Consider the following 19859-nt stretch of genomic DNA (forward strand, 5'->3'; position numbering starts at 1 on the left):
AGCCGTCAGGTCACCGACAGCTCGACCGTTCCGAGACCGGAAATCGACACCGTCACCCGGTCTCCACGGTCGAGCCATTTGGTCTCGACGAGGCTCCCTGTCAGCACGATCTCGTCCTTGCGCAGGCTCTGCCCGCGTGCCGCGAGGCTGTTGGCAAGCCAGGCAAGCGCATTGAGCGGATCGCCCATCACGTCGCTGCCCAGGCCCCTGCCTGCTTCCTCGCCGTTGATCGTCGTCACGCCGACGGTCTCGGCCGGCGCACCCACACCGCGAACCGGATTCCCCAGCACACAGCCCGCGGCAAAGAAGTCGTCGGCGATCAGCGTCGGCGTGTCCGTCGTCCGCCAGTCCGCATAACGATCGTCGACGATCTCGATCGCCGGCATGTAGGCGGCAACGGCGTCGGCCAAACTCTCCGCGCTGAAGGCACCGCCGCCGGGATTAAGGTCGCGGCCGAGGCGGACGGCGATCTCGCACTCGATTCCGACCCGCAGGTAGTCGCTCGAGCGAAGCGCCACGCCACTTTGATGCGTGCCGCCTTCGAAGACGCCGCCCGCGCACGGATTGGGAATGCCGAGATAGGTCTGCATCACCGCCGTGGTGCAGCCGATCTTGCGGCCGATCCGCGCCCCGAAGGGCGTATCGAGAAGACGCGCATGGACGGCGTCCTGCACCCGATACGCTTCCACTTCGTCGCCGGGCCTGATCGATATGTCGAGGACACTCAACGCTTCGCGTCTCAGCCGCGCGGCGGCAATGGTCTCGGCGGCAGCGGCGGTCCTGTCCATGAATCACTCGGTCTTCAATTGTGCAGTGGCTGCCCCACCCTCGCCCGCCGGCAGCATCGCCCGCAGGTTGGCGACGGAATGGCCGAGGACGAGGATCGCGCCGAACTGGTGAACCAGCGCCAACCAGATCGGGACAGCCGCAAGAACATTGGCGACCCCGATCACGGCCTGCACGGTAACCAGAAGCGCCAGGGACAGCGCGCCCCGGAAATAAGCCGTACCACGCGTCTGCCAGGCATGCGCCAGCGCCGCGACGAACAGGAGATAGCCGACAACCCGGTGATCGAACTGCACCGTCAACGCGTTCTCGAAAAAGTTCAGCCACACCGGTTGCTGGAACAGCAGCCCATCGGGGACCAGCGCCCCGCGCATCAGCGGCCAGGTGTCGGAGGCGAGGCCGGCATCGAGACCGGCCACGAGTCCGCCGAGGAAAATCTGAAAGAAGATGAGGCCGAGCACGATCGCCCCGGTGACGCGGAACCGCATCGGCGCGACCGTCGACCGCTCCCGCAGTCCCGCCGCGACCCACAGAATATAGGCCAGGATCACGCAGGCCAGCGTCAGGTGAGCCGCCAGACGATACTGGCTGACGTCGGTCCGCGCGGTAAGCCCGCTCGCCACCATCCACCAGCCGACGGCTCCCTGCAGCCCGCCAAGCACGAAGATGCCGGCAAGCCGCGGCGCCAACCGGCGCCCGATCCGCCCGGTCGCCCAGAACCAGATCAGCGGCAGCAGGAAGGCGACGCCGATGAAACGCCCGAGAAACCGGTGCGCCCATTCCCACCAGAAGATCCCCTTGAACGCGGCGAGCGTCATGCCCTTGTTGATCAACTGGTATTCGGGGATCTGCTGATACTTGGCGAACTCCTCCTGCCACTCGGCCGCGTTGAGCGGCGGGATCACGCCATGGATCGGCTTCCACTCGGTGATCGAAAGGCCGGAATCGGTCAGCCGGGTCGCACCGCCGACCAGCACCATGATGACGAGGAGGAGCGCGATGCCGTACAGCCACCACCGCACCGGTGCCATGCCCCGCGCGGGTCTGGGGGCGTCGATATGCGCCGCGCTCGATACACTTGCCATGCTTGTGCTCCCGAAGCCTTCGATATAGGCCTCTCCGACACGCGGCAACCGGTGACACGGGGTCGCGGCAATCTCTCAGGGAAGCGAATGCGACAGCGTACGAGAAAATTGATCGGCACCGTGACGCTCATGGTCTTCGTGCCGTTCTACGCTCTGGTCGCCATGTCGGTCGCGACCGCTCGTCTCGGCGGGACGTCGCTCCTGACGCAGACCGTTTTCTTTGCCATTGCCGGCCTGATCTGGCTGATACCGGCGGGCGCCATCATCAAGTGGATGCAACGCCCCGAGACCGACCCGGACGTCCGGCGCTAAGCGGCTGCTCCGGTGACCGCATCTTCCCGCACGTCGGCGACGGCCAGTGCTTTCCCCGTCGTCGCGGGATCGACGATCAGCAGCATGATATCAGCAGAACTCACCGCGGTGATGCGGTCGAAGGCTCGCGCTGTGCGCGGGTCGGCGGCCCCGAACTCGCTGACCACCATGGCGATATCCGCGCTCGGCCCGAGGACTTCGATCATGTCGTCGCCCGCGTCCAGGACGACGTGGTCATAGGTCTCGTCCAGCGAATCGAGCACGGTCGCCATGCGATCGCCGGTGAGGATCTTCGGCAGGAGCGGCAGCCGCCCGGACGGAATGAAATGCGCCCTTGAGCGGCGGTCGCGCAGGACGACCTGCGCAAAGGACGCCGCGCCTGCATAAAGGTCGGTGAAACCGGGGGGATTGCCGCCCTCGCACATCGCATCACTGTTCGCGCCGTCGCGACGGAAGTCGATCAGCACCGCCCGCCGGTCCACTCGCGCCAGGGCTCGGGTCAGCGCCGCGGCGGCCAGCGGTCGGCGGCTCTCGTCGCCACCGTCCGCCTCGGTCACCAGAATGCGATGCCGGCCGCCGGCGACGATGTCGCCGGAGATCCGCGCCAGCGACTGCTCGGCTTCATTCGCCATCAGCGGCGCCAGCGTCGGCTCGCTCGTCATCATCCGGCGCTGGCCGTCGGCCCACCGAACGTGTCCTCCGACCGGCATGGACCCCGGAACCAGCGGCACCGGTGCGCCAAAGGCAACCCGGCGCATCGGCCGGCCGCTTGAGAGCTCGCGAACCAGGAAGATCGCGATCGCCAGGAGGAATGCCGCGGCGACGGCCGCTGCCGTCATCGGGATGACCTTCGGGAAGGACGGCTCGATCGGCACAAGGGCGCTGGAAATCACCCGCGCATTGGCCGGCAGGTAATCGCCGTTCTGGCGACCCAGCGCTTCGCGATAGCGCAGAAGATACGTGTCGAGCAATTCCCGCTGCGCGGTCGCCTCACGCTCCAGCGCCCGCAGTTGTACTTCGGCGTCGCCGGCGGTGGCGACCGTCGCCTTGAGCCCCGTCAGTCGACGCTCGATCTCGGCCTCGCGCGCCGCCGACAGGTCCACCTCGGCCTCGAGCGCGGCGACGATCTTCTGCGCCTCCGCCGTGACCTGGGCATTCAGATCGGCGAGTTGGGCGTTCAGTTCGCGCATCCGCGGATGGCCGGAAAGCAGCGTCGCCGAAAGCTCCGCGACCTGCGCCCGCAACGCCACCTGCTGCTCGATCAGCCGCTGGATGAGCTGCGAGTTCAGGACCTCGGTTATATTCGGCACCGCGCCGCTCTTGAGGCTTGCCCTGATCTGGGCCGCCTTCGTCTCGGCATCGGTCCGCGTCGCGCGCACCCGGGCGCGTTCGGCGTTGAGGTCGGCGAGCGCCTGCTGGTTTAAGGTCGTCGGCGTCTGCCCGCCGCTGGTGAAGAGATCGTTCGAAACGCGGTATGCCGCGACGCTCGCTTCCGCCGCCGCGACTTTCTCACGCAAATCGGCGATTTCGGATTCCAGCCACTGGGTGGCGTCCTCGTTGGTGTTCCGCATCGCCGAGCGCTGCATCGCGATGTACTCGGCGGCGATGGCGTTGGCGCCGCGCGCAGCGAGCTGCGGATCGGTCGAGGAGAAGCTGATGGTGATGACCCGGGAGTCGGCAATCGCGAGCACCTGCAGGTTCCGGTAATATTCGGCCAGCACCCGCTCCTCGATCGAGGCGTCCGACGGGCTCCTCGCCAGCCCGAGGTCGACCAGCAGGTCCTTGACGAACGAACTGTCCTTGATCGCCTTCTGGTATTCAGGCTGAGCTTCGAGGTCGAGCTTGGAGGCAACCACCTTGGCCAGGTCGCCCGACCGGATCAGCTGGACCTGGCTGGTGACCGCCTCGCGGTCCAGCACGGCCGCTGTCTCCGTCGACGAGGTCGAGCGCGTCAGGTCCGACTCCCCTGTCTCGATCAGGACCGTCGTCTCGCTCGTATAGACCGGCGTCATGTTCGACAGCAGGTAGAACGTCCCTGCCCCGACCAGCGCCGTGAAGATCACGATGAATGGCAGCGCCTTGAGCAGCGAAATGAACAGCGCTCGGACGTCGATTTCGACGTCGGTAGCCATGGGCGCCTGTGTTTCGTTCATACGCTACAACTCACGGATTCATCAGCAGCCGATAATCCGCGATTGTCGTAATCACATCGTTAACGTAAAGCAGAAGTTGCAACGTCAAATATTAACGCGAGTTAATATTCACGAGCAGCCGTGGAATACTTCAAACCAGCACTGACTATGTTTACGTGACATTAACCATGGGAGCCTGATGATCCGGGGCATCAACTGCACAGAGAACCAGTCGGTCCATGCATCTCGTCCACGATATCGATGACGTCGGAGGCTCCCCCCTCCCCCACGGTTCGGACGAAATCGCGGCCAGCGACTGCGATCGGCACGCCCCGTCGACCCACGCCTCCTTCAAGCGCGAGCGTCGATCTTGAGCGGCAGCAGGCGGCATCGCCGTGTCACCCGGGATAAAGGCCATGGCGGCGTCGGCGAGCGACACCCAGCGCATCGTCCACTGCTTTCGCGCGCCGGTCGGCGGTCTGTTCCGGCACGTCCGGGACCTGGCCCAGGCGCAGCACGATGCGGGCAACGCCGTCGGGATCATCTGCGACGCGACGATTGGCAGCGCCATGGAGGAAAAGGCGCTCGCCGCGACGGAGCCCTATCTGTCGCTCGGCCTGAAGCGATTTCCCATGCGGCGTCAGATCACGCCATCCGACATCTCCGCGACCTACCGCGCGCTGCGCGAGGTCCGGAAACTGAATCCCGATATCCTGCATGCTCACGGCGCCAAGGGCGGCGTCTATGCGCGGGTCATCGGTACACTGTTGCGGGCATCTGGTATTCGCGTAGCCCGCATTTACTCCCCGCACGGCGGAAGCCTGCACTATGATCGTGGCTCTTGGGGCGGCCGTGCCTACCTGACAGCGGAACGCGTCCTCCAGCGGATGACCGACGCGTTCATCTTCGTCAGCCAGTTCGAGGCGGATGCCTATGCGGCGAAGGTCGGCGCGCCTGACCGGCCTGCCGCTGTAGTCCGGAACGGCTTGCGCCCGGAGGAATTCATCCCCGTGCCGCCCGCGCCGGATGCGGTCGATTTCCTGTTCATCGGCGCTCTCCGCGACCTCAAGGGACCCGACCTTTTCATCGAGGCGCTCGCCGCTTTCGACGGTGCCGGCGGGCGGCTGCCACGGGCCCTGATCGTCGGCGATGGCGAGGACGAACCGCGCTATCGGCAGATGGTCGCTGATCTCGGCCTGTCGGATCGCGTCGCGTTTCACGAGCCCATGCCGGCCCGCGAAGCCTTCGCCCGGGCCCGGATCGTCGTCGTCCCGTCGCGGGCGGAGTCGATGCCCTACATCATTCTCGAGACGATCGCCGCCGGTGTGCCCCTTGTCGCCACGCGGGTCGGCGGCATTCCGGAGATCTTCGGCCGCGAAACGGACAGGCTGGTCCCGGCCGGCGATGCAACGGCGCTGTTCGAGGCCATGGCCCGGCTGGACCAGAGCCCGGATGAGGCGCGCCGGGATGCCGAAGCGCTGCGTGAAACGGTCCAAGCCGACTTCTCGGCCGAAGCCATGGCGCGGGCCGTTTCGGCTGTCTATCGATCGGTAACCATACCAAACAAATAAACTGGTTACCGCCGGCCGCTTCACCCGAATTTCGCGAATTTCGCCTCAGACTTCCGCGATGCAGACCCCATGTCTTCGCGGTCGACAATGAAGCGTCGGAATACAACGACAATGAACGAGCAGACGACCGAGGCGATCGTCGCGCAGGACGCGACGGTGGTTTCTCCCCCGCCAGCCCTCAAGGACAAGCTGGCTCAACCGCCCCTGAACATTGAAGCCGAACTCGCAGCGGCCGCGCTTCCCGGCCGCTCCGTCTCGCGTGTCGTCGTGGCCGGCACGGTGCGCCTCGCCGACTTCGCGATCGTCGTCACCACCGGCTTCGCCATCCATCTCCTTTACGTCGAGCAGGCATCCGCCCTCGCCTGGTGGTACCTGACCGCCATCATCGGCGCCGCCATCGTCTTTGTCTCGGCCATGCAGGTCGCCGGCGGCTACACGATCCCGGCGATGCGACGGGTCGGCTTCCAGACCGGCCGGCTTCTGGCGACCTGGATGCTGGTCTTCGGCGTGATGACGGCGGTGGTGTTCCTCGCCAAGCTCGGCGAGGAATTCTCGCGCGTCTGGTTCACGGCCTGGTTCGTCATCGGCCTTTGCGCGCTCATTGCCTTCCGGGTGGCGCTGGCGTCATTCGTCAATCGCTGGGCCAGCGAAGGCCTGCTGGAACGGCGTGCGGTCATCGTCGGTGGCGGCGAGCGCGCGGAAGCCCTGATCAACGCGATGGAGGCCCAGGGCGAAGGCGACATCCGGATCTGCGGAATCTTCGACGATCGCAGCGACGACCGGTCGCCGCAGTCCGTCGCCGGCTACCGCAAGCTCGGCACGATCAGCGAACTGGTCGAGTTCGGACGCAAGGCGCAAATCGACCTGCTGATCGTGTCCCTGCCGATCACGGCCGAGGGCCGCGTGCTGCAACTCCTGAAGCAGTTGTGGGTGCTGCCGGTCGACATTCGCCTCTCGGCCCATACCAACAAGCTGCGCTTCCGCCCGAGGACCTATTCCTTCGTCGGAAAGGTCCCCTTTCTCGATGTCGTCGACAAGCCGATCGCCGACTGGGACGTGGTGGCCAAGTGGCTCTTCGACCATGTCGTCGGCGCCATGATCCTCCTGCTGGCGGCGCCGGTGATGCTGCTTGTCGCGCTCGCCATCCGCCTCGACAGCCGAGGCCCGGTGCTCTTCAAGCAGAAGCGCTACGGCTTCAACAACGACCTGATCGAGGTCTACAAGTTCCGCTCGATGTATGTCGACAAGACCGATGCCACCGCCAACAAGCTGGTCACCCGCAACGATCCGCGCGTCACCCGCGTCGGCCGCTTCATCCGCCGCACCAGCCTCGACGAGCTCCCGCAGCTCTTCAACGTCGTCTTCAAGGGCAACCTCTCGCTCGTCGGTCCCCGCCCCCATGCCGTCCAGGCCAAGGCGTCCGACCGGCTTTATGGCGATGTCGTCGACGGCTATTTCGCGCGCCACCGGGTCAAACCCGGCATCACCGGCTGGGCGCAGATCAACGGCTGGCGCGGCGAGACCGACACGGAGGAGAAGCTCCACCACCGCGTCGAGCACGACCTCTTCTACATCGAGAACTGGTCGGTGCTTTTTGACCTCTACATCGTCCTGATGACACCGTTCCGCCTGCTCAACTCGGAGAATGCGTATTGAGCATCGGCGCAGCGAATGACGGGCTCGCATCCGGCGAGTTGGACTGGGCCTTCGGCCGCCGGATCGCCGACTGGACCATCGCGGTCGTCGTCTTCCTCGGCGCCTTCGTCATCGCCGAGCCAGCGCCCTATGAACTCCTGCTGGCGCCGGTCATCGTCGTCTGGGCGCTCTTCGGCCTCAAGCTCAACCGCCACATCCTGCCGCTGATCGTCCTGCTCGGCATCTATTCGGCCGGCGGCTTCCTGGCGCTGACCCAGTTGCCGGACCCGGCCTCACAGCTCATCTACGTCGTCGTCACTTTCTTTCTGGCGCTGTCCGCCATCTTCTTTGCCGCCGTCGTTTCGGAGGCGCCGGAAAGGCGATGCCGGATCATCGCCAACGCCTACATCGCCGCAGCAACCGTCACCGCCCTGCTCGGCATCGTCGGCTACTTTCACCTCGTTCCCGGCAGCGATCTATTCCTGCTCTACGATCGGGCCAAGGGAACCTTCCAGGATCCCAACGTCTTCGCGCCCTTCCTGGTGCTGCCGATCATCCTGCTCTATCGCGATATCCTGACGACACCGCTCCACCGCTCCTTCTGGAAGGCGGCCATCCTGCTGGTGCTCCTCTTCGCGATCTTCCTCGCCTTCTCCCGCGCGGCATGGGGAATGACCGTCTTCGCCGGGCTGGCGATCACCGCGATCGGCTACATCACCAGCCCGCGCGGATTGCCCCGCCTTCGCATCGTCTCGCTGTTCGGCATCGGCATTCTCATCGTCGCGCTGATGGTCGCGGTGGCGCTGACCATCCCGCAGGTCAACGACCTCTTCGCCGACCGCGGCACGTCGCTGCTCGAGGACTACGACGCCGGACCGGACGGTCGTTTCGGACGCCACCTCCAGGGCTTCTACCTCGTGCTCGAACGTCCGCTGGGACTGGGACCCTTCGTCTTCGCCGACCTGCTCGGCGGCGACGAGCACAACATGTGGCTGAAGGGCTTCACCACCTACGGCTGGATCGGCGGCTTCGCCTATATCGCGCTGGCGATCTGGACGCTGGTTGCCGCGACGCCGCTATTGTTCAAGCCGCGCCCCTGGCAGTCCTTCGTCCAGTGCGTCTATGTCGTTTTCGTCGGCCACCTGCTGATCCACAACGTGATCGACAATGACCACTGGCGGCACGTCTTCCTGCTCTATGGATTGCTGTGGGGCGCGATCGCCGCCGAAAAACTCCACCGCCGTGCCGACCGCCAGCGGATGGCGACAGCGGTTCAGCCGCCCCTCATCGAATACGCGGCGCCACGACCCGGCTAGCCGCCCGATCCCCGACCCACCTTCTTGGCTTCGCCGACCGGCTGGCAATAGGCCGCCTGCAGCGCCTCGATGACATGCAGAACCTCCGGTCGGGCAATCCGGTAATAGACGCTCGTCCCCTCCCGGCGCGATTCGACCAGTCCGTCGGCACGCAGCCGCATCAACTGCTGCGACATCGGCACCTGGTCGATCCCCCCCAGTTCGCAGCGTAGATCGGCAACCGTCTTTTCCTCCGTGCCCAAGGCGCAAAGCGCCAGCAAACGCTGGGGATGCGACAGGCTGCGCATCAGGTCTGCGGCATTCTCCGCCGCCGGGATCATGTCTTTTACATTCATGTTCTTGAAATTAGTATCTTTGAATGTTACCTGCAAGTCACCGGACGATACGACGCCGATTTGACGGTGCGCAATGCATCCCGGCACGGATCGCGCGAATGAGGGAAAGAAGGAGCATCGCTCCTTCTGCAGCGGAAAGGGAGGATGTCATGTCACGCATCGTGGTTCTCGGCGCCGGCTTGGGCGGTGTCATCATGGCCTACGAGATGAAGGAAAAGCTGGGCGCCGGCGACGAACTCACCGTCGTCAATCTCGGCAGCACCTACTCCTTCGTCCCCTCGAACCCGTGGGTCGCCGTCGGCTGGCGCGACCGCAAGGACATCTCCGTCGACCTGACCTCCGTCTTCGACAAGCGCGGCATCAAGCTGCGCCCCGAGGGCGCGAAGCGGGTCCACCCGGGCGAAAACCGGATCGAACTCAACGACGGCTCGTCGCTCGACTACGATTACCTGATCATCGCCACCGGCCCTGACCTGGCCTTCGACGAGATCGAGGGCCTCGGACCGGACGCCAACACCCAGTCGGTCTGCCAGATCGACCATGCCGAAAGGGCCAAGACCGCCTTCGACGCGCTGGTCAGGAAGCCGGGCCCCGTCGTCATCGGCGCGGTTCAGGGCGCCTCGTGCTTCGGCCCGGCTTACGAATTCGCCTTCATCCTCGAGACCGCCCTGCGCCGCGCCAAGATCCGCGACCAGGTGCCGATGACCTTCGTCACCCCGGAGCCCTATGTCGGCCACCTCGGCCTCGACGGCGTCGGCGACACCAAGGGCCTGCTCGAAAGCGCCATGCGCGAGCGCCACATCAAGTGGATCACCAACGCCAGGGTCGACAAGGTCGAGGCCGGTACGATGTTCGTCGAGGAAGTCGACGAGAGCGGCGCCACCAAGACCCGGCACGAGCTGCCCTTCGCCTATTCGATGATGCTGCCGGCTTTCCGCGGCGTCGCTGCCGTTGCCGGCATCGAGGGCCTGACCAACCCGCGCGGCTTCATCACCATCGACAAGTATCAGCGCAACGCCGCCTTCCCGAATGTCTTCGGCATCGGCGTCGGTGTCGCCATACCCCCGGTCGGCAAGACGCCGCTGCCGGTCGGCGTACCGAAGACCGGTTTCATGATCGAGTCGATGGTCACCGCCACCGCGCTCAATATCGCCGCCCTCATGCACGGCGAGGAACCGAGCGCCGTCGCGACATGGAACGCCGTCTGCCTCGCCGATTTCGGCGACGAGGGCATTGCCTTCGTCGCCCAGCCCCAGATTCCGCCGCGCAACGTCAACTGGTCGTCGTCGGGCAAGTGGGTCCACACCGCCAAGATCGGCTTCGAAAAGTACTTCCTGCGCAAGGTCCGCCAGGGCAAGGCCGACACCTTCTACGAAAACCTCGTTCTCGACGTCCTCGGCATCAAGAAGCTGAAGGAGCTTCGCACCGAGCCGGCCGAATAACCCGAACCCCAAAGGAAACGGAACAATGAGCATCGAACGCGCTGTCATGGCTTTTGCCGGAGTGATGATCCTGGTGTCGCTGGCTCTCGGCTACACCGTGTCGCCCTACTGGTACCTCCTCACCGCCTTCGTCGGACTGAACCTCCTCCAGGCCTCCTTCACCCACTTCTGTCCGGCGGCGATGATCTTCCGCAAGCTCGGCCTGAAGCCCGGCTCGGCCTTCGGCTGACCCTGGCCATCCCGCCAACAGGAGCGCGTTTCATGCACCGGACGAGATCGGCACTGATCGCCGCCGCCATCGCCCTGACGCCGGCCTCCGCCCTTGCGGCGGAGTTCGTCGTCGAGCCCGTCGTGGTCAACGAGACCAAGGCCGTCTTCGGCAAGGTCGAGAGCCGCGACGCGGTGCCCGCCCGCGCCCGGATTGGCGGCACGATCCGCGAGATCCGGGTCGACGAAGGCAGCGAGGTCGCGAAAGGCGACGAGATCGCCGTGATCGTCGACGACAAGATCGCCCTGCAACAGCAGGCGGCGGACGCCAAGATCCAGGCGCTGGTCTCGCAACTGAAGAACGCCGAGACCGATCTCGATCGCGCCGAGCAACTCCTGAAGAGCGGTTCGACCACCCAGAGCCGGGTCGACCAGGCGCGCACCCAGGTCGACGTCCTCAACAACCAGCTGGCGGCCGCCGAGGCCGATCGGGCCGTCATCGCCGTGCAGGCGACCGAAGGCAGCGTCGCGGCGCCGGCGTCGGGCCGTGTCCTGCGGGTGCCGGTCACCCAGGGCTCCGTCGTCCTCCCCGGCGAGGAGATCGCCCTCGTCGCCGGCGGCGGCTATTTCCTCCGCCTCGCCCTCCCCGAGCGTCACGCCTCGGAGATCGAGGTTGGCGCTCCGGTCCTGGTCGGAAGCCGGCCGGCCGCATTGGACGCGCCGGCGACCGTCGAGACCGCCGCGACGGGCACGCTGGTCAAGGTCTATCCGCAGATCGAGGATGGCCGCGTGCTCGCGGATGTCGAGATCGAAGGCCTCGGCGACTTCTTCGTCGGCGAACGGACGCTGGTGTGGATCCCCGTCGGCAAGCGGTCGGTGCTGTCGGTCCCGACCGACGCGGTCACCACCCGCCACGGCGTCGACTATGTTCGGATCGCCACCGAGGCGGGCGAAATGGAAGTCGCCGTCATTCTCGGTTCGCCCTTCGAAGACGAGGGCGCCCCCCGCCTCGAAGTGCTGAGCGGACTGGAATCCGGTGACCGGGTCGTCCTGCCATGAACCTCGGCATAGCCGGCCGGCTCACCGCGTCCTTCATCAGTTCCCCGCTGACGCCGCTCCTCCTGCTGGCGTCGCTGGCGCTCGGCATCATCGCCCTCGTTACGCTGCCGCGTGAGGAGGAGCCGCAGATATCGGTGCCGATGGTCGACATCCATGTCCGGGCCGACGGCCTGCGGGCCGAGGATGCCGCCAAGCTGGTCACCGAACCGCTGGAGACCATCGTCAAGAGCATCGACGGCGTCGAGCATGTCTATTCCCAGACCACCGACGACCGCACGGTGGTCACCGCCCGCTTCCTGGTCGGCACCAGTTCCGATGCCGCCATTTTGCGCGTCCACGACAAGGTCCGCGCCAATATCGACCGCATCCCGGTCGGCATTCCCGAGCCGCTGATCGTCGGCCGCGGCATAGACGACGTGGCGATCGTCGTCGTCACCCTGACGCCGACGCTCGAAGCCGCCGGCCGCTGGGACGCCAACGGCCTGACCCGCCTGGCGCGCGAGCTGCAGATCGAGGTCTCGAAGCTCCCCGACATCGGCCTGACCTATATCGTCGGCGCGCAGCCGGAACAGATCCGCGTCGAGCCCGATCCCGAGCGCCTCTCCCTCTACGGGATCACCCTGCAGCAACTGACCGCCAAGGTGCAGGGCGCTAATCGCTCCTTCCTCGCCGCCGATGTCCGAGACGGCGGCCAGCAACTCGACCTCGTCGCCGGTGAAACGCTGCAGTCGATGCCTGAGATCGGCAACCTGCTCCTGACCGCCCGCGACGGCCGGCCGGTCTATGTCCGCGATGTCGCCGATATCAGCCTCGTCACCGACGCAGCCGAGATGCGCGTCGCCGAGGTGCGCAAGGGTGACGCCGGGCTCGAGCGCATTCCCGCGGTTTCGCTCGCCATCGCCAAGCGCCCCGGCACCAACGCCGTCGTCATCGCCGAGGAGGTCGTCCATCGGCTGGAAGCCGTGAGTGGCCAGATCTTCCCCGAAGACATCGAGATGACGGTCACCCGGAACTACGGCGAGACCGCCGACGAGAAGGCCAACGAGCTTCTCTTCCACCTCGCCCTGGCCACCGTCTCGATCATCATTTTGGTCGCGATCGCCATCGGCTGGCGCGAGGCGATCGTGGTTGCCGTGGTCATCCCGACCACGATCCTGCTGACCCTCTTCGCCGCCCGCATCATGGGCTACACGCTGAACCGGGTCAGCCTCTTCGCCCTGATCTTCTCGATCGGCATCCTCGTCGACGACGCCATCGTCGTCATCGAGAATATCGCACGCCACTGGGCGATGAACGACGACCGGTCACGGACCCGCGCCGCCATCGAGGCGGTGGCCGAGGTCGGCAACCCGACCATCGTCGCCACCCTCACGGTCGTCGTTGCCCTCCTGCCGATGCTCTTCGTCTCCGGCCTGATGGGCCCTTACATGAGCCCGATCCCGGCGATCGCCTCGGCGGCGATGCTGTTCTCGTTCTTCGTCGCGGTGATGCTCACGCCCTGGCTGATGGTGCGCTTCGGTCACGGCGGCGGCGAGGCCCACGGCCACGATCAGATCGGCCCCCTCGGCCGCGCCTATGTCGCCGTCGCCAGGCCGATCCTCAAGTCGCGGCTTCGCTCATGGGTCTTCCTCGCCATCGTCGGCGTGATGACCGTTGGCTCGCTTGCGCTGTTCTATACCCAGGACGTCACGGTGAAGCTCCTCCCCTTCGACAACAAGACCGACCTGCAAGTCGTCGTCGATCTGCCGGAAGGCTCGTCCGTCGAGGATACCGACCGCGTCATCCAGGACGCCGTCGCCCGGCTTGCCGACGTGCCCGAGGTCGTCTCCTTCCAGACCTATGCCGGCACCGCCGCGCCGTTCAACTTCAATGGTCTCGTTCGCCACTACTACCTGCGCGCCATGCCGTGGCAGGGCGACGCCCAGGTCAATCTCCTGCCCAAGGGCGAGCGCGACCGCAGCAGTCACGACGTTGCGCTCGACATGCGCGAGCGCCTTGCCGGCCTCGACATGCCGGAGGGAACCTCGATCAAGGTTGTCGAGCCGCCGCCGGGGCCGCCCGTCCTGTCGACGCTGCTTGCCGAGATCTACGGACCGGACGCCGAGACCCGGCGCGCCGTCGCCGCCAAGGTCCGCGAGGCCTTCGAGAGCGTCCCCTTCATCGTTGACGTCGACGACTCCTACGGCCGGCCGCCCGAACGACTGAAGATCGTCATCGACCAGGACAACCTCGAATATTACCGGGTCGAACAGGGCGACGTGTACCAGACCATCCAGTCCTTCTATGGCGACGCCACAGTCGGCTATTCCCATCGCGGCGGCGAGCGCCAGCCGATCCCGATCACCATCGGACTGTCGAAGCAGAACCGCGTGCTCGACGAGAAGGCGCTGGCGACCCCGGTCCCGGCGAACGCCCTGCCCGGCGATCGCGGCATCGTCGAACTCGGCGATGTCGTCCATGTCGTCCGCACCGAAGCGTCCTACCCGATCTTCCGCCACAACGGCCGCACCGCCGAAATGGTCACCGGCGAACTGGCCGGTGCCTTCGAGGCGCCGGTCTATGGCATGGTCGCGGTCGGTCGCGCCATCGACGAGGCCGACTGGGGCGACCTGCCCAAGCCGGTGATCTCGCTCCACGGCCAGCCCGACGACGAAGCCACGCCGACGCTACTTTGGGACGGTGAGTGGGAGGTCACCTGGGTCACCTTCCGCGACATGGGCGCCGCCTTCATGGTCGCGATCCTCGGCATCTACATCCTGGTGGTCGCCCAGTTCGGCTCGTTCAAGCTGCCGCTGGTGATCCTGACGCCGATCCCCCTCACCTTCATCGGCATCCTGATCGGCCACTGGCTGTTCGCCGCGCCATTCACCGCAACGTCGATGATTGGCTTCATCGCCCTGGCCGGCATCATCGTCCGCAACTCGATCCTGCTGGTCGATTTCATCCGCCAGGCGCGGACGCCTGATCGCGATCTCCGCGGCGTGTTGCTCGAAGCGGGCGCCATCCGCTTCAAGCCGATCCTGCTCACCGCGCTGGCGGCGATGATTGGCGCCGCGGTCATCCTCGCCGACCCGATCTTCCAGGGCCTGGCGATCTCGCTGCTCTTCGGCCTCGCCTCCTCGACGGCGCTGACCATCCTGGTCATCCCGGCGATCTACTTCGCCCTGCGCGGCGGACCGAAGCACGAGACAGCCAAGCCGGTCGAACCGACGGTCGCCTGACGTCCGGGCATCGGCGCCGGAATCGTCTATACTCGCTTGATGACGATCCGCGCCTATGTCTTCGACGCCTATGGCACGCTCTTCGACGTCCACGCCGCCGTGCGCCGCCACGCCGGGGCGATCGGACCGCAGAGCCAGCGCCTGTCGGATATCTGGCGGACCAAGCAGCTCGAATACACCTGGGTCCGTTCGCTGATGGGCCGGTACCGGGACTTCTGGTCGCTGACCGAGGAGGCGCTGGATTTTGCCATCGCCGCCGCCGCGCCGGACGCCGCCAGCCTCAAGCCGGACCTGCTCGACGCCTATCGCGAACTCGAAGCCTACCCGGAGGTCCGCGGGGTCCTCACCCGGCTCAAGGCGTCCGCGAAGCTCGCCATCCTCTCGAACGGCTCGCCCGAGATGCTCGATACGGCGGTGGCGTCTGCCGGGATCGGCGATCTGCTCGACGAAATCATTTCGGTCGACGCGCTTCAGATCTACAAGACCGCGCCCAGTGTCTACGACCTCGTCGGCGAGCGGATGGGCGTGCCCCCGGAAGCCGTCTCGTTCCAGTCATCCAACCGCTGGGACATCGCCGGCGCCACTGCCTACGGCTTCCGGACGGTCTGGATCAACCGCACCGGCCAGCCGGATGAGTATCCCGACCTGCCGCCCGTCGCGGTGATGTCGTCCCTGGAGGGGCTGGGCGAGTAGGCAAAGCGATCACGGTGGGCTGTGCGTCCTTCGAGGCTCGGTCGCCACTGCTCCCTCGCACCTCAGGATGACAAAGAAGCGGGGAGAAATTAGCAGGAACCAGGAAGAGCCCATCCCGAACGGCATTCGCCCCCCAGATCGATCGGGCCACCACCAACGTAGCCATCCTGAGGTGCGAGCAAAGCGAGCGTCGAAGGACGCACCGCCCACGACAACCACCGAGTGTTTAGAGAGCACCCAACCCCGCCATGCTGAGGTGCCCGGCAAAGCCGGGCCTCGAAGCACGCGCGGCCGGTCGATCCGCCGTCACACCGCCAGGTAATTGGCCCGAAGTTCGGCGTTGTCGAGAACGTGGTCGGCGCCGCCGGAAAACACCACTTCGCCCATGTCGAGGATCACCGCGCGATCGGCGAGCTGCAGCGCCGCGATGGCGTTCTGCTCGACAATGATCGTGGTGATGCCCTCTTTCTTGATGCCGGCGACGATCCGCTCGATCTCCTGAACGATGACCGGCGCCAGCCCCTCATAGGGCTCGTCGAGCAGCAGGAGCTTGATCTCGCGGGCCAGCGCCCGCGCCACCGCCAGCATCTGCTGCTCGCCGCCGGAAAGCGTCGTCGCGTCCTGCTTGCGGCGTTCGGCCAGGCGCGGGAAATGCTCGTAGATACGTTCGATCGACCAGCCGATCGGCGGCGCGACCTGCGACAGGACGAGGTTCTCCTCGACCGTCAGTCCTCCGATGATCCGCCGATCCTCGGGCACCAGCTGGATGCCCGCCTGTGCCGCCTCGTAGGACTTGAGCGGATGCATCGCCTTGCCGCCAAGGTAAATCTCACCGCTCTTCAGCGTCGGGTTGTCCATCCGCGCGATGGTGCGGAGTGTCGAGGTCTTGCCGGCGCCGTTGCGACCGAGCAGCGCCAGGATCTCGCCCTCCTTGATATCGAAGGAGACGCCCTGAACGATGTAGCTCTCGCCGTAATAGGATTCGATGTTCTTGCAGGAGAAGAAGGCATCGGTCGTTTCGGTGGCGGCGGCCACGGGCGCGGCCGCCGTTTCCGACCCGGTCGGCTCGGTCATGCCGAGCGGCGCAGCGATATCGGCCGTGACACTCACTCGTGAACTCCTCCAAGATAGGCTTCCTGGACCGCCGGGTTGCCGCGAACCTCGTCCGGCGTCCCTTCGGCAATGATACGCCCCTGCGCCAGCACCGTCACCTTGTCGGCGAGGCTGAACACGACATGCATGTCGTGCTCGATGATCACCTTGGTCATGCCGCGGGCCTTGAACTTCTGCAGAAGCTCGATCGTCCGGTTGGTATCGAGCCGCGACATGCCGGCGGTCGGCTCGTCGAGCAACAGCAGCAGCGGGTCCTGAACGAGGCCCATGGCGAGCTCCAGCCGCCGCTTGTCGCCGCGCGACAGGCTCCCCCCCTCCTGGCCCATATGCTCCTGAAGCCCGACATCCTCGAGCGCGGTCGCCGCCTTGTCCTTGAGTTCGCCTTCCGAATACATCGCCTTCCAGGCATCGATGGCGAAAGCGCCGTCGCGCTTGGCCAGGGCCGGGATGACGACATTGTCGAGCACGCTGAGGTCCGGGAAGATCTCCGGCGTCTGGAACACCCGCGCCACCCCGAGCTGGTTGATCTCGTGCGGCGGACGCCCGCTGAGGATCGAGCCATTGAACACCACCGCCCCGGAATCCGGCTTCAGCCGGCCGACGCACACATTGAGCAGCGTCGACTTGCCGGCGCCATTCGGCCCGATGATCGCGTGGGTCTTGCCTTCCGCCACCTGCAGGTCGATGTCGCTCAGCGCGTGCAGGCCACCGAAGCTCTTGAAGACGTCGTCGACGTGAAGAACGATGTTGTCCATGCGCCCTATCCCGCCGTCTGTATTTTTTGCGCCCTGCGCGGCGCGGGAGGTTTTCGCGCCCATCGCGTGATCCGGCGGAAGCCTTCCATGACGCCGCCCGGCAGGAAGATCACGATCAGCATGAAGATGATGCCGAGGGTCAGGTGCCACCCCTCTCCGACGAACATCGTCGAGATCGAGACGGCCGCATTCTGCAGCGGTTCCGGCAGGAAGCTGAACGTGTGATGCAGGCTCTGTTCGTTGAAGGCCGAGAAGATGTTCTCCGCATATTTGATGATTCCTGCGCCAAGAATGGGACCGATCAGGGTCCCGGCGCCGCCGAGGATCGTCATCAGCACGACCTCGCCGGACGCCGTCCATTGCATCCGCTCCGCGCCGGCCAGCGGATCGGTGACCGCCATCAGCGCCCCGGCCAGTCCCGCATACATGCCGGAGATGACGAAGGCCGCCAGTGTGTAGGGCCGCGTGTTGAAGCCGGTATAGTTCATCCGGATCTGGTTCGACTTGATCGCCCTCAGCGCCAGGCCGAACGGCGAGCGGGTGATCTTCATCGCGACGAAGAAGGCGATGATCAGGAACACCGCGCAGATGTAGAAGCCCTCGTAGCCGATCGTTCTCAACCCGAAGAGTTCGGGCGTCGGCAGGCTCTCGCCGACCTCGATGCCGAACATGTGGTCGAGGACGCGCGGATCGTCCCGCAGCACCCGCAGACCGGTCTCGCCATTGGTGATCGGAGTCAGGACCGAATAGGCGAGGTTGTAGGCCATCTGGGCGAAGGCCAGCGTCAGGATCGAAAAGTAGATGCCTGTCCGCCGCAGGCTGACATAGCCGATCGCCAGGGCGAAGACGCCGGCGAGCAGCATAGAGAGGACGACCGCCGGCAGGATGTTCATCGACAGCAGCTTGAACGCCCAGACCGTCGTGTAGGAGCCGACGCCGAGAAAGACCGCGTGGCCGAAGGACAGGTAGCCGGTGAGGCCGAAGAGGATGTTGAAGCCGATGGCGAAGATGCCGAAGATCGCGAACTTCTGGAGGAGATCAGGATAGCCGGCGCCGATCGGCGTCAGCCAGATCGGCATCGTCAGGACGGCGGCGGTGAACACCACCATCAGGAGCAGGTCATTGCGGGCCGACGATCGATCCATGCTCAGGACTCCATCACACCGGCCCGGCCGAGCAGGCCGCGCGGACGCACGAGCAGGACGACGACGGCGACAAGGTAGATGATGATCTGGTCGATGCCGGGAAAGATCGACTTGATCTCGTTCATCGAGGCGAAGGACTGGAGGATGCCGAGCAGGAAGCCTGCCAGCACCGCTCCGCCGAGCGAGCCCATGCCACCGACGACGACGACGACGAAGGACAGCACCAGGAAGTCCATCCCGATGGTGTAGTTTGGCGGCACGATCGGCGTGTACATGACGCCCGCCAGGCCGGCGACCACGGCCGCAAGGCCGAACACCGCGGTGAAACGCTTCTGAATGTTGATACCGAGCAGTCCGACCGTCTCGCGGTCGCGCATGCCGGCCCGCACCACCATGCCGTAGGTGGTGAACTGCAACATGCCGAAGACGACGGCGAGGATGATCGCCGAGAAGACGAAATAGATCAGCCGCCACCAGGGATAGACCACCCCTGCCCCGAGCCCGAGCCACGCGCCGATATCGGCGCTGCCGGCAACCGGCGGCGGCGCCGAGACCGGAATCGGATTGGCGCCGAACCAGATGCGGATGATTTCCTGGAGGACGATGGCAAGGCCGAAGGTCACGAGGATCTGGTCGGCATGGGAACGCTTGTAGAAGAAGCGGATCAGCCCGCGCTCCATCACCCAGCCGATCAGCAGCATCGCCGGAATTGCGAGCAGGATCGATATCGGCACCGACCAGGCGATGATCGACGTCCCGAAATCGCCGAGCCAGATTTCCAGATAGGGCACTTCCTTGAAGGCGTCGAAGAAGGTGACCGACTCGTCCTTAACCTGCACCGAGAGCGTCAGGAGCTGCTGCATCGCCACGGCGCAGAAGGCGCCGAGCATGAACAGCGCGCCATGGGCGAAGTTGACGACGCCCAGGGTGCCGAAGACCAGCGTTAGCCCGAGGGCGATCAGCGCATAGGCGCCGCCCTTGTCGAGGCCGTTCAGAAACTGGAGAACGATTGAGTCCATGTCCCCGCTTCACCCGATTTCCGTCTACCAGCA

Annotated in this window: 17 protein-coding genes; 9 read left to right on the top strand and 8 right to left on the bottom strand. The window is 65.7% G+C overall.

The features are described from left to right. Nucleotides 1-5: 5 nt before the first annotated feature. The gene (locus BLT60_RS07165) at nt 6-788 is read right to left on the bottom strand and encodes a 2-keto-4-pentenoate hydratase (RefSeq protein ID WP_090875700.1); all 783 of its coding nucleotides are present in this window, start codon (nt 786-788) and stop codon (nt 6-8) included. A gap of 3 nt (nt 789-791) precedes the next feature. Next, complete coding sequence (locus tag BLT60_RS07170) at nt 792-1871, bottom strand: COX15/CtaA family protein (protein ID WP_090875778.1); 1080 nt, start codon at nt 1869-1871, stop codon at nt 792-794. Nucleotides 1872-1958: 87 nt separating this feature from the next. Here BLT60_RS07170 and BLT60_RS07175 point away from each other — a divergent pair, with 87 nt between their 5' ends. Beyond that, a complete protein-coding gene (locus tag BLT60_RS07175) occupies nt 1959-2183 on the top strand; it encodes a DUF2842 domain-containing protein (RefSeq protein WP_090875701.1) in 225 nt (74 codons plus the stop codon). Here BLT60_RS07175 and BLT60_RS07180 read toward each other — a convergent pair. Continuing rightward, nucleotides 2180-4315 (bottom strand): GumC family protein, encoded by a 2136-nt coding sequence (locus tag BLT60_RS07180; RefSeq protein ID WP_175478323.1) that lies wholly within the window; start codon nt 4313-4315, stop codon nt 2180-2182. The genes BLT60_RS07175 and BLT60_RS07180 overlap by 4 nt on opposite strands. A 416-nt stretch (nt 4316-4731) precedes the next feature. On the opposite strand from BLT60_RS07180, the gene BLT60_RS07185 reads away from it, so the two are divergent. From BLT60_RS07185 to BLT60_RS07195, 3 genes are all read left to right on the top strand, one after another. Continuing rightward, a complete protein-coding gene (locus tag BLT60_RS07185; protein ID WP_090875703.1) occupies nt 4732-5886 on the top strand; it encodes a glycosyltransferase family 4 protein in 1155 nt (384 codons plus the stop codon). Nucleotides 5887-5997: 111 nt separating this feature from the next. Further along, nucleotides 5998-7542, top strand: coding sequence for an undecaprenyl-phosphate glucose phosphotransferase (locus tag BLT60_RS07190; protein WP_090875704.1), 1545 nt, complete (start codon nt 5998-6000; stop codon nt 7540-7542). Then, complete coding sequence (locus BLT60_RS07195; RefSeq protein ID WP_090875705.1) at nt 7539-8837, top strand: O-antigen ligase family protein; 1299 nt, start codon at nt 7539-7541, stop codon at nt 8835-8837. Before BLT60_RS07190 ends, BLT60_RS07195 begins: the two co-directional genes overlap by 4 nt. Here BLT60_RS07195 and BLT60_RS07200 read toward each other — a convergent pair. After that, entirely contained in the window at nt 8834-9157 is a 324-nt protein-coding gene (locus tag BLT60_RS07200) for an ArsR/SmtB family transcription factor (RefSeq protein WP_244521166.1), read from the bottom strand. The two genes, BLT60_RS07195 and BLT60_RS07200, sit on opposite strands and share 4 nt — an antisense overlap. A gap of 164 nt (nt 9158-9321) precedes the next feature. Here BLT60_RS07200 and BLT60_RS07205 point away from each other — a divergent pair, with 164 nt between their 5' ends. The 5 genes from BLT60_RS07205 to BLT60_RS07225 are packed head-to-tail and all read left to right on the top strand — an operon-like array spanning nt 9322 to nt 15794. Beyond that, nucleotides 9322-10614: an NAD(P)/FAD-dependent oxidoreductase gene (locus BLT60_RS07205; RefSeq protein ID WP_090875707.1), complete on the top strand. Its 1293-nt coding sequence runs from the start codon at nt 9322-9324 to the stop codon at nt 10612-10614. A 25-nt stretch (nt 10615-10639) separates the two neighbouring features. After that, on the top strand, nt 10640-10843 hold the full coding sequence (locus tag BLT60_RS07210) for a YgaP family membrane protein (RefSeq protein ID WP_090875708.1): 204 nt from the start codon (nt 10640-10642) through the stop codon (nt 10841-10843). A 32-nt stretch (nt 10844-10875) separates the two neighbouring features. Continuing rightward, entirely contained in the window at nt 10876-11880 is a 1005-nt protein-coding gene (locus tag BLT60_RS07215; RefSeq protein WP_090875709.1) for an efflux RND transporter periplasmic adaptor subunit, read from the top strand. Continuing rightward, entirely contained in the window at nt 11877-15101 is a 3225-nt protein-coding gene (locus BLT60_RS07220) for an efflux RND transporter permease subunit (RefSeq protein WP_090875710.1), read from the top strand. The genes BLT60_RS07215 and BLT60_RS07220 overlap by 4 nt, the downstream gene beginning before the upstream one ends. 39 nt (nt 15102-15140) lie before the next feature. After that, nucleotides 15141-15794, top strand: coding sequence for a haloacid dehalogenase type II (locus tag BLT60_RS07225; RefSeq protein ID WP_090875711.1), 654 nt, complete (start codon nt 15141-15143; stop codon nt 15792-15794). Nucleotides 15795-16100: 306 nt separating this feature from the next. Here the strand turns inward: BLT60_RS07225 and BLT60_RS07230 are convergent, their stop codons facing one another. Genes BLT60_RS07230 through BLT60_RS07245 form a run of 4 tightly spaced genes read right to left on the bottom strand, consistent with a single transcriptional unit; the run spans nt 16101 to nt 19826 of the window. Continuing rightward, nucleotides 16101-16868 (bottom strand): ABC transporter ATP-binding protein, encoded by a 768-nt coding sequence (locus tag BLT60_RS07230; protein ID WP_090875779.1) that lies wholly within the window; start codon nt 16866-16868, stop codon nt 16101-16103. 32 nt (nt 16869-16900) lie between these two features. Then, nucleotides 16901-17662, bottom strand: coding sequence for an ABC transporter ATP-binding protein (locus tag BLT60_RS07235; protein ID WP_090875712.1), 762 nt, complete (start codon nt 17660-17662; stop codon nt 16901-16903). Nucleotides 17663-17667: 5 nt separating this feature from the next. Beyond that, nucleotides 17668-18807: a branched-chain amino acid ABC transporter permease gene (locus BLT60_RS07240; protein ID WP_090875713.1), complete on the bottom strand. Its 1140-nt coding sequence runs from the start codon at nt 18805-18807 to the stop codon at nt 17668-17670. 2 nt (nt 18808-18809) lie between these two features. Then, nucleotides 18810-19826, bottom strand: coding sequence for a branched-chain amino acid ABC transporter permease (locus tag BLT60_RS07245; protein ID WP_090875714.1), 1017 nt, complete (start codon nt 19824-19826; stop codon nt 18810-18812). Between the last annotated feature and the right edge of the window lie 33 nt (nt 19827-19859).

Source organism: Bauldia litoralis (assembly GCF_900104485.1).
GTDB classification, from domain to species: domain Bacteria; phylum Pseudomonadota; class Alphaproteobacteria; order Rhizobiales; family Kaistiaceae; genus Bauldia; species Bauldia litoralis.

Bases quoted from the DNA above. Each gene is read 5' to 3' on its own strand.
- BLT60_RS07165 (WP_090875700.1), bottom strand. From the start codon at position 788: ATGGACAGGACCGCCGCTGCCGCCGAGACCATTGCCGCCGCGCGGCTG.
- BLT60_RS07170 (WP_090875778.1), bottom strand. From the start codon at position 1,871: ATGGCAAGTGTATCGAGCGCGGCGCATATCGACGCCCCCAGACCCGCG.
- BLT60_RS07175 (WP_090875701.1), top strand. From the start codon at position 1,959: ATGCGACAGCGTACGAGAAAATTGATCGGCACCGTGACGCTCATGGTC.
- BLT60_RS07180 (WP_175478323.1), bottom strand. From the start codon at position 4,315: ATGGCTACCGACGTCGAAATCGACGTCCGAGCGCTGTTCATTTCGCTG.
- BLT60_RS07185 (WP_090875703.1), top strand. From the start codon at position 4,732: ATGGCGGCGTCGGCGAGCGACACCCAGCGCATCGTCCACTGCTTTCGC.
- BLT60_RS07190 (WP_090875704.1), top strand. From the start codon at position 5,998: ATGAACGAGCAGACGACCGAGGCGATCGTCGCGCAGGACGCGACGGTG.
- BLT60_RS07200 (WP_244521166.1), bottom strand. From the start codon at position 9,157: ATGATCCCGGCGGCGGAGAATGCCGCAGACCTGATGCGCAGCCTGTCG.
- BLT60_RS07205 (WP_090875707.1), top strand. From the start codon at position 9,322: ATGTCACGCATCGTGGTTCTCGGCGCCGGCTTGGGCGGTGTCATCATG.
- BLT60_RS07210 (WP_090875708.1), top strand. From the start codon at position 10,640: ATGAGCATCGAACGCGCTGTCATGGCTTTTGCCGGAGTGATGATCCTG.
- BLT60_RS07215 (WP_090875709.1), top strand. From the start codon at position 10,876: ATGCACCGGACGAGATCGGCACTGATCGCCGCCGCCATCGCCCTGACG.
- BLT60_RS07220 (WP_090875710.1), top strand. From the start codon at position 11,877: ATGAACCTCGGCATAGCCGGCCGGCTCACCGCGTCCTTCATCAGTTCC.
- BLT60_RS07225 (WP_090875711.1), top strand. From the start codon at position 15,141: ATGACGATCCGCGCCTATGTCTTCGACGCCTATGGCACGCTCTTCGAC.
- BLT60_RS07230 (WP_090875779.1), bottom strand. From the start codon at position 16,868: ATGACCGAGCCGACCGGGTCGGAAACGGCGGCCGCGCCCGTGGCCGCC.
- BLT60_RS07235 (WP_090875712.1), bottom strand. From the start codon at position 17,662: ATGGACAACATCGTTCTTCACGTCGACGACGTCTTCAAGAGCTTCGGT.
- BLT60_RS07240 (WP_090875713.1), bottom strand. From the start codon at position 18,807: ATGGATCGATCGTCGGCCCGCAATGACCTGCTCCTGATGGTGGTGTTC.
- BLT60_RS07245 (WP_090875714.1), bottom strand. From the start codon at position 19,826: ATGGACTCAATCGTTCTCCAGTTTCTGAACGGCCTCGACAAGGGCGGC.